At 59.8% G+C, this 12,512-nt stretch carries 11 protein-coding genes; 6 read left to right on the top strand and 5 right to left on the bottom strand.

The genetic code is table 11. From position 1 onward, the window contains the following. Positions 1–9 precede the first annotated feature (9 nt). Positions 10–1,572 carry an RNA-binding domain-containing protein gene (locus ACMXX3_RS05195; RefSeq protein ID WP_421083688.1) on the bottom strand — a complete coding sequence of 521 codons (1,563 nt, stop codon included), beginning with the start codon at positions 1,570–1,572 and terminating at the stop codon, positions 10–12. 128 nt (positions 1,573–1,700) lie between these two features. Next, complete coding sequence (locus ACMXX3_RS05200; protein WP_421083689.1) at positions 1,701–2,615, bottom strand: spermidine synthase; 915 nt, start codon at positions 2,613–2,615, stop codon at positions 1,701–1,703. An 84-nt stretch (positions 2,616–2,699) separates the two neighbouring features. On the opposite strand from ACMXX3_RS05200, the gene ACMXX3_RS05205 reads away from it, so the two are divergent. Both ACMXX3_RS05205 and ACMXX3_RS05210 read left to right on the top strand, forming a co-directional pair. Beyond that, positions 2,700–3,314 carry a GNAT family N-acetyltransferase gene (locus tag ACMXX3_RS05205; RefSeq protein ID WP_421083690.1) on the top strand — a complete coding sequence of 205 codons (615 nt, stop codon included), beginning with the start codon at positions 2,700–2,702 and terminating at the stop codon, positions 3,312–3,314. Positions 3,315–3,443: 129 nt separating this feature from the next. Beyond that, on the top strand, positions 3,444–4,529 hold the full coding sequence (locus ACMXX3_RS05210) for a glutathione S-transferase family protein (RefSeq protein ID WP_421083691.1): 1,086 nt from the start codon (positions 3,444–3,446) through the stop codon (positions 4,527–4,529). A gap of 76 nt (positions 4,530–4,605) precedes the next feature. On the opposite strand, the gene ACMXX3_RS05215 is transcribed toward ACMXX3_RS05210, so the two are convergent. Further along, on the bottom strand, positions 4,606–6,546 hold the full coding sequence (locus ACMXX3_RS05215) for a hypothetical protein (RefSeq protein WP_421083692.1): 1,941 nt from the start codon (positions 6,544–6,546) through the stop codon (positions 4,606–4,608). Positions 6,547–6,548: 2 nt separating this feature from the next. Continuing rightward, complete coding sequence (locus ACMXX3_RS05220; RefSeq protein WP_421083693.1) at positions 6,549–7,091, bottom strand: hypothetical protein; 543 nt, start codon at positions 7,089–7,091, stop codon at positions 6,549–6,551. A gap of 244 nt (positions 7,092–7,335) precedes the next feature. Here ACMXX3_RS05220 and purB point away from each other — a divergent pair, with 244 nt between their 5' ends. From purB to ACMXX3_RS05235, 3 genes are all read left to right on the top strand, one after another. Then, entirely contained in the window at positions 7,336–8,769 is a 1,434-nt protein-coding gene (gene purB / locus ACMXX3_RS05225; RefSeq protein WP_421083694.1) for an adenylosuccinate lyase, read from the top strand. Positions 8,770–8,908: 139 nt separating this feature from the next. Further along, positions 8,909–9,400: an ion channel gene (locus tag ACMXX3_RS05230; protein WP_421083695.1), complete on the top strand. Its 492-nt coding sequence runs from the start codon at positions 8,909–8,911 to the stop codon at positions 9,398–9,400. Next, on the top strand, positions 9,390–10,571 hold the full coding sequence (locus ACMXX3_RS05235; RefSeq protein ID WP_421083696.1) for a chloride channel protein: 1,182 nt from the start codon (positions 9,390–9,392) through the stop codon (positions 10,569–10,571). Before ACMXX3_RS05230 ends, ACMXX3_RS05235 begins: the two co-directional genes overlap by 11 nt. A 61-nt stretch (positions 10,572–10,632) precedes the next feature. Here ACMXX3_RS05235 and ACMXX3_RS05240 read toward each other — a convergent pair whose 3' ends face one another. Next, positions 10,633–11,169 carry an HdeD family acid-resistance protein gene (locus ACMXX3_RS05240; RefSeq protein WP_421083697.1) on the bottom strand — a complete coding sequence of 179 codons (537 nt, stop codon included), beginning with the start codon at positions 11,167–11,169 and terminating at the stop codon, positions 10,633–10,635. A 249-nt stretch (positions 11,170–11,418) separates the two neighbouring features. On the opposite strand from ACMXX3_RS05240, the gene ACMXX3_RS05245 reads away from it, so the two are divergent. Next, on the top strand, positions 11,419–12,456 hold the full coding sequence (locus ACMXX3_RS05245; RefSeq protein ID WP_421083698.1) for a hypothetical protein: 1,038 nt from the start codon (positions 11,419–11,421) through the stop codon (positions 12,454–12,456). The last annotated feature ends 56 nt before the right edge of the window (positions 12,457–12,512 follow it).

A 12,512-nucleotide genomic window follows, 5' to 3' on the forward strand; every position in this document is an offset into this window, starting at 1 on the left:
GACTGACAATTACGCAGCCCGATAGACCGTAGAATGACTGCCCTGCCCTCCTTCTCGGATAACAGCCCCAGAATCAAGAAGAGGACGCAAAGCGTAACGCACCTGAGCCAAAGTAAGGTTGAGTTTCTGAGCAAGCTCCGTTGCAGACAAGGTGCCCTCATGACTCAAAGTTGTTAAGATCAGCGGAGAGTTCTTCCTGAGCTTAGGTGAGGAACTATCCACCTGTGTTGGGTAAGAGTTGCGGGAGGGAACATTCGTGCGGAAAGGTGGCGGGGAAAAACTAGTTCCCTGTTGTCCAACTAGCTGCCCGTGCTTCAGCTGGCTTAACCAAAGAATGACCTTAAACTTAACCCCGCTATTGATAAGCTGAGGCAGACGCAAACCGGCTTGGGCCATAGCGGAGAAACCTTCCTGAATCCCGCCGCCTTCACCCTCAATAAGGCGGTCGCCCTCAGAAGTGCGCAGATACTTTGCAGCGTCATAAAGTCTTTGATTAACAGCCGCCTGAGTATGTTCCATAGATTCCAGCTGGGCAACTGAAAGTCCTCTAAGTCCGCCAGGGCTTTCGATAAATAGCCCTTTACTACTATCTAGACGAATCTGAATGCTCTTTCCTTCGCCCAAGGTCGAAGGCCCCAAGTCACGATGGATAAGAGCATTAGCAATAAATTCTCGTACGGCCCTCATGGGTAGAACTGGGCGATCAATCATATGCCCATCAGGCTGATAAACCTGCTCGATAGGAATATTCTCGGCACACCAATCCATGATATCTTCGAGTAAATCCGGCAGGGGGCCATCGAAATCTCGCCGATTTCGAGTACGAGCACCCTCTACACCGGAAAGTCGGACGGCCGCCGTTACTGTCAAAGCGGGACAAAACCCCTGGGGGTACTTTCCTAACGCGTACAAACCTGCCAAAGTCACTTGCCCCTCTGCTGTGAGCAAACCTTTAACGCGTAAAACGTCTTTATCGTTGCTGTATTTAGCCAGACGCTTAGAGTTAGATCGGGCGTTGGACAGGTAAACCTTCAGGTACTGAGCGTCTAAATCATCGATACTGCTGTTAGGGATAGCAGCCTGGTCATAGAAAATTTGTTCTTCGGCATGTAATTTGGCTACCTCAATCATGCGACGTTCACTGTCATTCATGGGGTAGTCACCATCTGACTGTCGCAAGTAGGCCTGGCCCTTGTAGAAGGCTGGTCGGTCCAACACGTTCAGCCCCTTCACTGCAACAAGAAGAACAGTACAAGGCTGGGTTTTATCATCACTGTTAAAAGTGAAAGAGTGAAAATCTAAATGTGGGCTGGGATGAACATGTTCTCTTGCCAGTGAGGCCACACCAGCTTCAACCTCAGGAGCAACGCCTACGATTGAGAAGTTTCTTTTCTCGTCAACCCCTAAAATAAGGGTGCCGCCATCGGGCATGTTAGCGAAGGCTGACAGGGTTTGACCTAGATTTTGAGGCATTCCCTGGTGAGCACTTTTGACTTCAATCTCGGTGCTATCAAACCCCCGCTCGCGGAGCGCTAAGAGTGTTTCTTCAAGAGTGCGAGCAGACCATTCCATAAATCAAGTATAAAATGCTCTCACTAATAATTATCACTGATAAAAAAATTTATCACTGATAATTGATGGTGATGTGAGGCGTTATGTCACTGGGTGATCTTGACGAACCGCACCAGCCAAACCTAGCCCTATTCTTTACGCAGCTTTCGATCCAAAGCCTGTAGGTCGGCCTCTGGCCGGGCGTCGCGGCGCGGGGCAGCCGAGCGGGCAAAGTCCCGCACCCAGGCGTCGTCCTTGTACTGGGCGGGCACCCCGCCACCCAGTAGGCGCTTGGTGATGGCGGCAGTTGCCAGGTCGCCTGCCACCGGCAGGGGCGCGTGGGAGCCGGCAATAATGACGTTGCCCTTGCGCCGCCCCTTGAGCATGGCCGGGTCTGCCACGATGCAGGTGTGCTCAAAGACCTGGGTAATAGCGGCAGCCTCAGCGCGGGCCCCGGCTAGGGAGCGGTCGTCACCGCAGTTGATGATGTAGAGCCCGCCTGCAGTCAGTGAGCGCTCGGCCAGCTGGGTGAATTCGAGGGTGGTCAGCGGTTCTGGGGTGATGTAGCCGGCGAAGACGTCGCGGATGATGATATCGCGCGATGCCGGGGCAAAACCTTCGGTGACGGCGCGGGCTTCACCGACCCTGATTTTGAGGGTGGGGGCCTTGGGCAGGTCGAACCATTCGCGGACGTAGGCGGCGAGTTTGCCGTCGAGTTCGACGACGGTGTTGTGGGAGGCCGGGTAGACGTCGGCCAGGTAGCGGGCCATGGAGCAGGCCCCGCCACCCAGGTGGGTGATACGGAGCTTGGCCGGGTCGAGGTTGGCGTCGACGAAGGGTTCGATGACGGCTGCCAGCCAGCGCATGTATTCAAAGTCGAGTTCGCGGGGTTGGCCGAGCACGATGTGGGAGGATTCCATGCCGTTGATTTCGAGGACCCAGCCGCCGGGGGTGTAGTCGTCTTCGATGAGTTCGGCGATGCCGGTATCGATGGGGTAGGTGCCTTCGATCAGGGCTGCGGGGGTTTCTACCTGTTTTTTGGGGGTTCGTCTGCGTTGTGCCACCCCTCTAGCCTAGTGGGTGATTGGGGGTTGTGGGACTTGTTAGAGTGAGAGGGCAGTGACAGTAAACTGAAAGGACGGACGCCCGTGGGGTTTGTGGCTGATGGCCGGTATGTGGTGGCACCGGTGGGTGCTGAGGACGCTGAGAAGTATGTTGACCTGCAGCTGCGGTGCCTGGCAGAGACTTATAACGGGCTGGTAGACCCGGGGTTTGGGGCCCGGCAAGCGGCTAACCGAGGGGGCTGGTTGGAGGAGTTTGCTGAGAATATCGCAGCACCCGGTGCCCGCGCCTTTTTTGCCTACGAGAACCCGGCGTGGACGCCCGCCGGTGGGCTCTCGTGTGCTGTTGGCGGGGTGATTGACTGGGATGCCCCGGTCGGTTTTGCCCTGTCCCGCCCCGGCCCCTTGGCTTGGGAGCTAGAAATCGGTCTGCCGCCGGTTGCTGAGGGCACCCGGGAGCTGACCCATCTTTATACCCTTGCCTCTACTCACGGGACGGGGTTGGGCGCGGCTCTTTTTGATGCTGTGCTTTACCCTGATGAGCCAGCTTATCTCTGGTACATCGTGGGTAATGAGCGGGCTCGGGAGTTTTACCGTCGCCGGGGCTTTAAGGACGAGGGGATTCCCGTCGATTGCGGTGGAGCCTGGGCCCCGGCTCAGACCGCTCGCATGTACCGGGGCCTGACCTTGCCCTCCCGTTAGGGGCTAGCCGTCGTGGACGTCCTGCCCCGGCCCTGCTTTTCCCGTCTAGCCCAGTAAGGCGCTGGTTACACAGCGCCGCCACCCCAGGAAATGCTTTACATTGAAAGTATTTTGTGGGAAAGTTTTTCTATGAGCACCAGCACGACCGACCACTCCACCCGAGGCGCCTACGTTCACGCCGGGGAAGAATACAACCGCGATACCACCTACATCGAAGACCGTATCGTCGCAGACCCCGCTGCCACCGCCCAGCTAGACCCCGACCACCAGCTCTGGCCCGTCAAGCCCGGCGCCTACCGCCTGGTAGCCGCCCGCGCCTGCCCCTGGGCCAACCGCACCCTGATCGTCCGCCGCCTGCTGGGCCTGGAAGATGCTATCTCCATCGGCCTGCCCGGCCCCACCCACGACGTCCGCTCCTGGACCTTTGACCTCGACGAAGACGGCAAGGACCCGGTACTGGGTATTGAACGTCTGCAGCAGGCCTACTTCAAGCGCTTCCCCGACTACCCCCGCGGTATTACCGTGCCTGCCGTGGTCGATATTGAGTCCGGTGGTGTCGTCACCAATAACTTCCCGCAGATTACCGAGGACTTCTCTAAAGAATGGAAGGCCTACCACCGCGAGGGTGCCCCTAACCTGTGGCCCACCGACCTTGAAGACGAGATGCGGGCGGTGATGAAGCGCATCTACACCGAAATCAACAACGGGGTCTACCGCTGTGGCTTTGCCGGTTCCCAAGAAGCCTACGAGGCAGCTTATGAGCGCCTGTGGACGGCCTTGGACTGGGCAGAAGAGCGCCTGGCCACCCGCCGCTACCTCATGGGGGACCACATCACCGAGGCCGATGTGCGCCTCTTTACCACCCTGGTACGCTTTGACGCGGTCTACTACAGCCACTTCAAGTGCAACCGCCAGACCCTAGCCTCCATGCCCAACCTCTGGGGCTACGCCCGCGACCTCTTCCAGACCCCTGGCTTTGGCGACACCGTGGACTTCCAGCAAATCAAGGAACACTATTTTATTGTTCACGAGGACATCAACCCCACCGGTATCGTACCGGCTGGCCCTGACCTCTCCGGCTGGCTCACCCCGCACGGCCGCGAAGCCCTGGGCGGCTCCCCCTTCGATACGGACGCCGGGGCCACCGCCCCTGCCCCGGTGCGCGATAGCGAGCGCGTCACCGCTGGCCACAACCCGCTCTATCCAGCGGGCTAAGGAGTTCCGGCTAGTTCGTGGAGGCCCACCTGGTTCGAGTAAGAAACAGGTGGGCTGCTCTGTGTTCTCCTCCTTCCTATACTGTTTCGGGTTCAATCGGCTGGGTGGTGTGAAAGAGTTCGATGCCCCTGTCGATAAGGTCCGCAGCTTCATCAGTTGCCCCGTCTAGGGACGTATCACCAAGCCCTGCAACATCCACCAGGTTCTGCAGATGATGCTCGGTGGTAGCTTCATAGACGGTGATTCCACTAGTGTTCTGTGGGGCAGGTGGCGGCTCCGCACTCGGCGGGAAGGTAATCCGGGGGTTATGGATTTCTACTCCGAAGATGCTGGTTCCTTCTACCTGCTCGTCAATCCATGCGTCAGCCGGGTCAATGAGGCCCCTTTCGAAGTCCCCTAGCAGGTCATCGACGTCCTGGTAAAGGTTGGCGGGGTTGACCTGGGTGCTGTCGAAGAATTTAATGCTCGGTGCCCCCAGCTCCTGGGCACTTGCATTGACGAGGTTGGCTACTCCAGCAACCCCTATCTGAGTCTGTTCTGTCCGCGTGATATCGGGTTTCTGGGTGGTTCCTGCAAACAGGAGGGCGTCCTTTACCTCATAGCCGCCAAACATCTCTTCAAGTTCAGGAACGGGGCGGCTGGTTGCGGTGTCGAGGGAAGCCATATCAGCGTATTCCTGGGCCCCGTGGGAACCTGACCCCTCTGGTTTGCGGGTTAGGGTGTGGGAGCGGGTTGGCTGGTAATCCTTCCGGTCAGGTGAGAGAGCGGGGACGAGGTCGCCCTCGTATCTCAGATCAAGGTGGACGACGCCGTCCTTGGGTTTGATGTGGTCAATGGGGCTTCCCTGGGTGCCCAGGAACTTCACCCGGTACCGCTGGTTGAAGGCGGTGTTTGCGGCCAGGCTTGTTGCGATGATTCCGCCCTGGCTGAAGCCCATGAGGGAGACAGCTGCGCCGTCGGGGGCTCCGGCAGCTTTTAGGGCTTCATCTACCTGCTGCATCATGGCGGTGTACTGTTCAGGTGGCAGGTCAGGGTTGTTCCCGGTCAAGCTGTTGCTTGCAGCGCCGCCCCAGGAGTTCGTGCCCCCACGGTGCTGTTGGAGGGGATCCCAGGTATCGCCGCTAGGAAGCAGATCCCCATCAGTGCCGGGTATCGTCACGAGATACTGGGTTTCACCCGTTTCGGGGTTGTAGAGGGTTTGGACCAGCAGGTGATCCCATTCTCCGTGGAAGTTCCCTGCCGCATGGAGATCATCTGCCCGGTTCTCTAGCTGACTCACGGCAAGGAGGTTTTCTGCCATGTCTTGGTAGGTCAGGGGAACCCGGGTGGGAAGCCGGTGGGATTGGGGGGACGGAATACTCTTGCCCGGTTCGAGATAGTCAACTCCTGTTTGAGGGCTGACGATATGTGAAACATCGCGGGTAGCTCGCAGACGCCCCGTCATTCCCATACGGTTAGTCACCCGGTTGACAAAGCCTGTGGTGTCCTTCATCATCTGCTGGCCAGATGGATGGTGCCGCAGGTAGGTACCCGATACTTTAGCTACAGCATCAGCAGTAACCTTGCCCTTGTACACCACAAAGGCCAGGGTTCCAGTGACGTACCCGAAGGCTGATTCGTAACCAGCCTGGGCTGCGCGGCCAGCAGCGGTCTTCGTCAGCTCGCTGTGGTGCAGGAGGCTGACCGCGAAGGCTTCTGCTGCCTCGTAGTTTTCAGCCGAACGACGCACACCGTCCGATAGTCTGCGCAGGGCAGCTACCAGAGCCCACAGGGCCGTGCTGCCCACCCCGAGGGTGACCGCCGCTTGGCTTCCATTCCCGCTCACGTCTAAGGACGCCAGCAGACCCACCTGGGTGGTCAGGGCCAGGATACGCTGGCTCGTTGCCTCATAGCGGTCAGCTACTGCCTGCAGGCCGTCAGCGACTGTGTACAGTTCAGAGAACTCCACGGAGATCCGGCCACCTAGCCCGAGGGCCGGGCCAGATAACAAAGAATCAGCCCTCACGCCGATAGTCACAGTTACCTCCCCAGGCTCACAAGGGCATCACTAACACGGGCCAGAAGTGGATTCGACACCGCCGAATCCAGTGCACCCCGCAGGGCAGGAAGACCAGCTTGCTCAGCATGACCGAGAAAATCATCCATAACACCTTCAACCGCCCCAAGACCTGCTAAAGCAGCATCAAGAGCCGCGCCAGCTGCCCCAATCGCAGCCGCAGCTATCTCTAACTCAGCAGCAAGCATCTCACCGGCAACCCGCACCTGGGCAGCAGCCTCAGTAAGCTCCTGCCCAAGGTGCTGGCCAGCATAATGCTCCGCTTCAAGGGCCACGCTAAAGGCCCGACCAGCGTGTGACTCCCAATGAACCTGCCCCACCCGGGTAGCCTCGGCGGCAGCGTCCTGAACCGAGTGGGCCTCATGCTCCACCTCACCCGCCAGCTGGGCAGACCACTGCCGCACCCGCGCGGCAAGACCCCAAGCCCCGGAGCTAGCCCCCGCAGCAGCCTCACTCCCCAAACCAGCCCTGCCAGCGGCAGAGGCAATGTCGTAGAAAGAAACCAAGGTATGCCCTCCTAACCTACACACAACATATGACGGTGCCCCCACCCTAGATAAACCAGCCCTCCAAGCGCCAGAGAACCCAGCACCTGTGGATAGCCCTCCACTCCTCTCATCTGGGACAAGACAAGTTTTAAGCCCAAAAGTGGTGAAGCAAGCGAACCAATATGACGCCATCTATACGGTGAGCTGTCCATCCTCCCCGGAAAACATGCACTCCCCCACACGAACATGAGAAACTAGAGGCATGTCTCACCGCGATAATTGCACTACCCTGCCCTCTGGCCGTCATTCCCTCACTGGCGCAGGCCTTGCCCTGGGCGCCCTCGACGGACGCTACAAGGCCGCCACCGAACCCCTGGTCGACTACCTCTCAGAAGCCGCCCTCAACCGCGACCGCATCCACGTTGAGGTTGAATGGTTCATCTACCTCTGTGACCACCAGGTCCTGCCCGGCCTCGAACCCCTCACCGACGAGCAGCGGGCCGGCCTGCGTGCCATCGTCACCGACTTCACCGAAGAATCTGCCGCCGAACTGGCAGAAATCGAAGCCGTCACCGTCCACGACGTCAAGGCTGTCGAATACTTCATCGCCCGCCGCCTCGAACCCCTGGGCCTGGGTCGTCTGAAGCCCCTGGTCCACTTCGGCTGCACCAGCGAAGACATCAACAACCTCTCCTACGCCCTAGGTATTAAGGACGCCGTCACCAATGTCTGGTTGCCCGCCGCCCGCGGCCTGGTTGAGCAGATCATGAAGCTGGCCGAAGAGGCCCGCGACGTGCCCATGCTTTCTCGCACCCACGGCCAGCCCGCCACCCCCTCCACCCTGGGCAAGGAACTGGCTGTCTTCGCCTACCGCCTGAACCGCCAGATCAAGCACGTTGAAAACGCCGAGTTCCTGGGCAAGATTAACGGTGCAACCGGCACCTACTCCGCCCACGTCGTCTCTGTGCCCACCGCCGACTGGCAGAAGATTTCTGAAGAGTTCGTCACCGGCCTGGGCCTGAACTGGAACCCCCTGACCACCCAGATTGAAAACCACGACTGGCAGGCCGAGCTCTACTCCTCTATCGCCCACTTCAACCAGGTGCTGCACAACCTCTGCACCGACGTGTGGAGCTATATCTCTATCCGCTTCTTCCGCCAGATTCCCGTAGCAGGCGCGACCGGCTCCTCCACCATGCCCCACAAGGTCAACCCCATCCGCTTCGAGAACGCCGAAGCCAACCTGGAAATCTCCAACGCCCTCTTCAACACCCTGGGCTCAACCCTGGTGCAGTCCCGCTGGCAGCGCGACCTGACCGACTCCTCCTCCCAGCGCAACATCGGCGTCGCCTTCGGTCACTCCGTGCTGGCTATCTCTAACGTGGTCAAGGGCCTGGAGCGCCTAGACATCGCCACCGACGTCATCGCCCAAGACCTGGACGAGAACTGGGAGGTGCTGGCCGAGGCCATCCAGATGGTCATGCGGGCCGAGGCAATCGCGGGCGTCCCCGGCATGGAGGACCCCTACGAGCGCCTCAAGGAGCTGACCCGCGGCCACCGCGTCGATGCCGCCCGCCTCAAGGAATTCGTCGCTGAACTCGGTCTGAGTGCGGACGCCGAAGCCCGGCTCTCTGAGCTCACCCCGGCTACCTACATCGGCCTGGCCCCCTCCCTGCTGGAGCACGCCACCCGCTAAAACCCTCAGGGCTTAGGCCCCCGCCACTTCTTCACCCCGCTAGGGGGCAAGATTCCGCTCACTCGCGCCAGCTACTGCACACAGCTTAGCAACGCGAACCCCGGCTTCTTGCCCCCTTTGCCCTACCTACTCTCGCACCGTGACACCCTACGCTCTCAAACAAATCTTCATTTACACCTGCACTATCGCTATCTTCTACCTCATGCCGATTAGGCTCGATAACGATTCCTACTTGCAGGGTCTTCTCGCCGGTTTGATGTTGCTTGCCCTGGCCTGGGCAATTACCACCCAAATTCGCAAACAGGACCGCCGTTTCTTCGACCTAGTTGCCCTCATGTTCATCGCAGCCCATGCCTGCGCCTTTGCCTGCTACGTCTTAGCTGCCCAAGAACCTCACCAATTCGAGGGGCTTACCACCCGCACCGATGCCCTCTATTTCACGGTTGTCACCATGTCTACCGTAGGGTTTGGCGACATTCACCCCGTGGGCCAAGAGGCAAAGTTGCTAGTCATCGCTATGATTATCTTCGACCTTATTTTCATTGCAGCCCTGGGACATGCCATGAGCGAGACGCTCCGCACCGCCCGGGAGCACCGCTCACACCAGCTTCGAAAGAACCATGAACAGTAAAATCCTTTGGGTTTCCTTCCTCTACGGCGGCCTGGCTGGGGCTATCTCGGCCCTAACGCTCATGGCCATGCTTGGCCTGCAGCACCACATTTGGGCCCTAGGCTCTGGCCCCCTCTTTATCTTTGCGACTGTCATGGTCGGCGGTATTCTGCTGGCTGCCCTTCAGCACCGCCACAACATGGCCAGCCTAAACCAGGCCATTGCCGAAGCAAGCGATCCTGCCCGGCCCCGGGCTCGCAAGACCGGCGTCCTCGCCCTGTCTGCCATTATCGCTGTGGCCTTTGGGGCCTCCATTGGCCCCGAAGCCGGCCTGGTGGCTGTGGTGGCCGAGCTGTCGATACTGGTCAGCTCAAAGATTGCCCGCACCCGCGAAGAGGCACGGGCACTCGGTGAAGCCGGTACCGCAGCGGCCCTAGCCAGTGTCTATGGCTCCCCGCCTGCCGCAGCTTCTTATGCTGATGACTCTTTGACGCCCTCGAAAGTACCCTCTTTCTTAGCCGGTGTGAGCGGTTTTCTTGTCTTTATGGCAGTCCTCAACCTGCTGGGGGCGGAGCGGCATATTGTGGAGCTCCCCCTGGCCCCGCGCGGGGATGTCAGCACCTGGTGGCAGGCCCTGCTCCCCGCTCTTCTCGCCAGCTCCCTGGCCCTGTTCTTTGGCTGGCTACACCACCGGGTGGATCATTTCGCCGAGCGTTTTGCCCGCCCCTGGGCCCGAGTTCTTTTAGGCTCTACCCTGCTAGCTGGGCTACTCGCGGCCGTCCCCCTGCTGCGTTTTTCGGGACACGCGGAACTGCCGGAGCTAGTCACCCTGGTTGAGGATTCTGCCTGGTGGGCTCTTGCTGGCCTGGCTCTCCTCAAGGTGCTGGCCACCGTCCTGAGCCTGTCTGCTGGCTGGCCCGGTGGCGAGTTCTTCCCCCTAGCTTTTGCGGGGGCAGCGGCAGGTCTGCTTGCCACGGCCCTGCTACCGGGGACGGACGCCGGCACCGCCCTGGCCGCTGGTATGGTTGCGGCGACAACGGTGGCGGTTAAAAAGCCTCTGGCTATCGTGCTGATTATGGTCTTCATGCTGCCCGGCACCGCCCTGGGACCCCTGCTAGTTGCTTCGGCAGTAGGGACGCTGGTGGTCAAGCTGGTTGAGGCCCGCAACTCGGGTGCGGCTAAGGAACACTAAGGAGAGAGCGGGGCTCCCCACTATGGTGGGGAGCCCCGCTCCGCGTTATGAAGGTATGTCTTTACAGAGCAGCAGTTCGTTTAGCAGCCGAACGAGACTTGAAGCCTGCAACGATGAGAGTAATACCCAGAATGATAGTGAGCAGGCCAATCCAGACGATCATGCTGATCATAGCAACACCGGGGCTAGCCATAACCAGAAGACCCGCAAGCAACCAAAGCACACCTGCCAGGATCAGGTAGGCCTTGGGGGATTCCTTGGGCAAGCGAATAGCTGCCACGATTTCAATAATGCCTCGTACCATCAACCAAAAGCCCAGCACCCAGGTGAGGGTAGCTGCACCCCAGAGGGGCTGGAGGATAACGGCCAGACCGGCCAGGATACCGATGACACCAGAAAGAATGTAGAAGAACTTACCTGACTTATCGGCTGAACCCACACGGGAGAAGGTGGAAATTGCTTCAATCAGGGCGAAGATACCCCACATGACGGCAATAACGCTGAGGGTGATACCGGGCCAGATGATAGCCATCAAGCCCAGCACGATGGCCAGAGAACCGGTAATAAAAAGGGGTCGGGCGAAAAGTGAAGAGGTCATATCTGCTCCATGAGAAATAGGGACTGTGGGGGTTTCGGTTTCGCGCAAAACATCTCAACCCTACCAGTCAAAAACATCTCACCTAGTGGTTACTGGCGAGTAACTTTTCTTCATAAGCATGTTTCCACTCACCACTGTTGGGTTTTATACAACAATGCGACTAAAAATCTACATATTTCTATTGCTTGTATCACGTTATAGTTAGTGAAGGGCGAGCTGGCTCAATCTTCGGATTCATACAATAGACCTATGACCGAAACCTCCCGCCCCGCCGACAGCTCCCCCGAGCAGGTTCCCCTGGCCGTCCGTCGCCTGCGTAAACTCCAGGCCCGCAGCCCCGAAGCCACCCCCGCTGACCTGGCCGAACGCCTCGGCGGGATCTTCATCCGCGACTTCACCCTGGTCGGCTCAGCCCAGGCCGGGGCAACCGAACTCACCCCCGACCTCGTCGGCACCGTCACCCGCAACCGCCGCATCGCCGGAATCACCCAGGCAGCCACCCACCTCGGCGCCGTCCAGCAGGGCATCGCCACCTACAACCGGGCAGCTACCACCGGCATCAACACCACCGCCCACGTCGGTAGCGCCCAGGCCGTCAAAACCTACCTACACGGAATCGCCCTCATCTACGGAATCCCGGCTGCCACCAGTGACGACGCTGCCGCCGCCGTCCTGGGGGCAGACGTCAACGACCTCCTTGCCCACCTCAACACCGCCCGCCCCGAAACCACCCGCGGGCAACAGATGAATATCCTCGGGGCTGTAGCCGCCATTGGCCTGCGCAACCCCCAAACCCTGCTCCTGGTCAAGGCAGGTGAACAGCTGGTCAAGGCAGGCGGGGCCGTCCTAGCCAGCCAAAAGGTGCGGCGAGACTTTGCCCGCCAACTCATCGACCAGGTTCAGCAGAACCTGGGGGCCGCCCCCAGCCAGCTCCCTGCCAGCACCCTCGCGGTCTTAGGCAGCGGTCAGGACGCCGGCACCCCGGGCACAGGGGCGGGGCAGGGCACCAGCAGCTCGGCTCCTGCCAGCGATGACGCTGACCTGCTCGAACTCACCGCCGAGGAAATCACCGCAATCGAATCCCCCCAACCGGTAGAAGCCAGCGAAGTAGAAGCCCCGGCTGATATCACCGCCTCAGACCTACCGGCCCCCGCCCCCGTCGCCCCGCCGGCAGAAGTCCGGGCAAGCACCACCGAAGAGCTGGCAGCAGCCGACGGGGCAACCGCCAAGGGGGCCCGCCTGGCTGCCCGTGCCTTCGTCCGCGCCCGCTCCCGCTTCAAGGGTTAAAGAAAGAGGGACCAGAATCATCTGGTCCCTCAAGAACAGGGGGAAGGGGAAGACCC

This window comes from Rothia nasimurium (assembly GCF_049068285.1).
Classification (GTDB): domain Bacteria; phylum Actinomycetota; class Actinomycetes; order Actinomycetales; family Micrococcaceae; genus Rothia; species Rothia nasimurium_I.

Coding starts and splice junctions, on each gene's coding strand:
- purB (WP_421083694.1), top strand. CDS start 7,336: ATGTCTCACCGCGATAATTGCACTACCCTGCCCTCTGGCCGTCATTCC.
- ACMXX3_RS05245 (WP_421083698.1), top strand. CDS start 11,419: ATGACCGAAACCTCCCGCCCCGCCGACAGCTCCCCCGAGCAGGTTCCC.
- ACMXX3_RS05240 (WP_421083697.1), bottom strand. CDS start 11,169: ATGACCTCTTCACTTTTCGCCCGACCCCTTTTTATTACCGGTTCTCTG.
- ACMXX3_RS05195 (WP_421083688.1), bottom strand. CDS start 1,572: ATGGAATGGTCTGCTCGCACTCTTGAAGAAACACTCTTAGCGCTCCGC.
- ACMXX3_RS05210 (WP_421083691.1), top strand. CDS start 3,444: ATGAGCACCAGCACGACCGACCACTCCACCCGAGGCGCCTACGTTCAC.
- ACMXX3_RS05235 (WP_421083696.1), top strand. CDS start 9,390: ATGAACAGTAAAATCCTTTGGGTTTCCTTCCTCTACGGCGGCCTGGCT.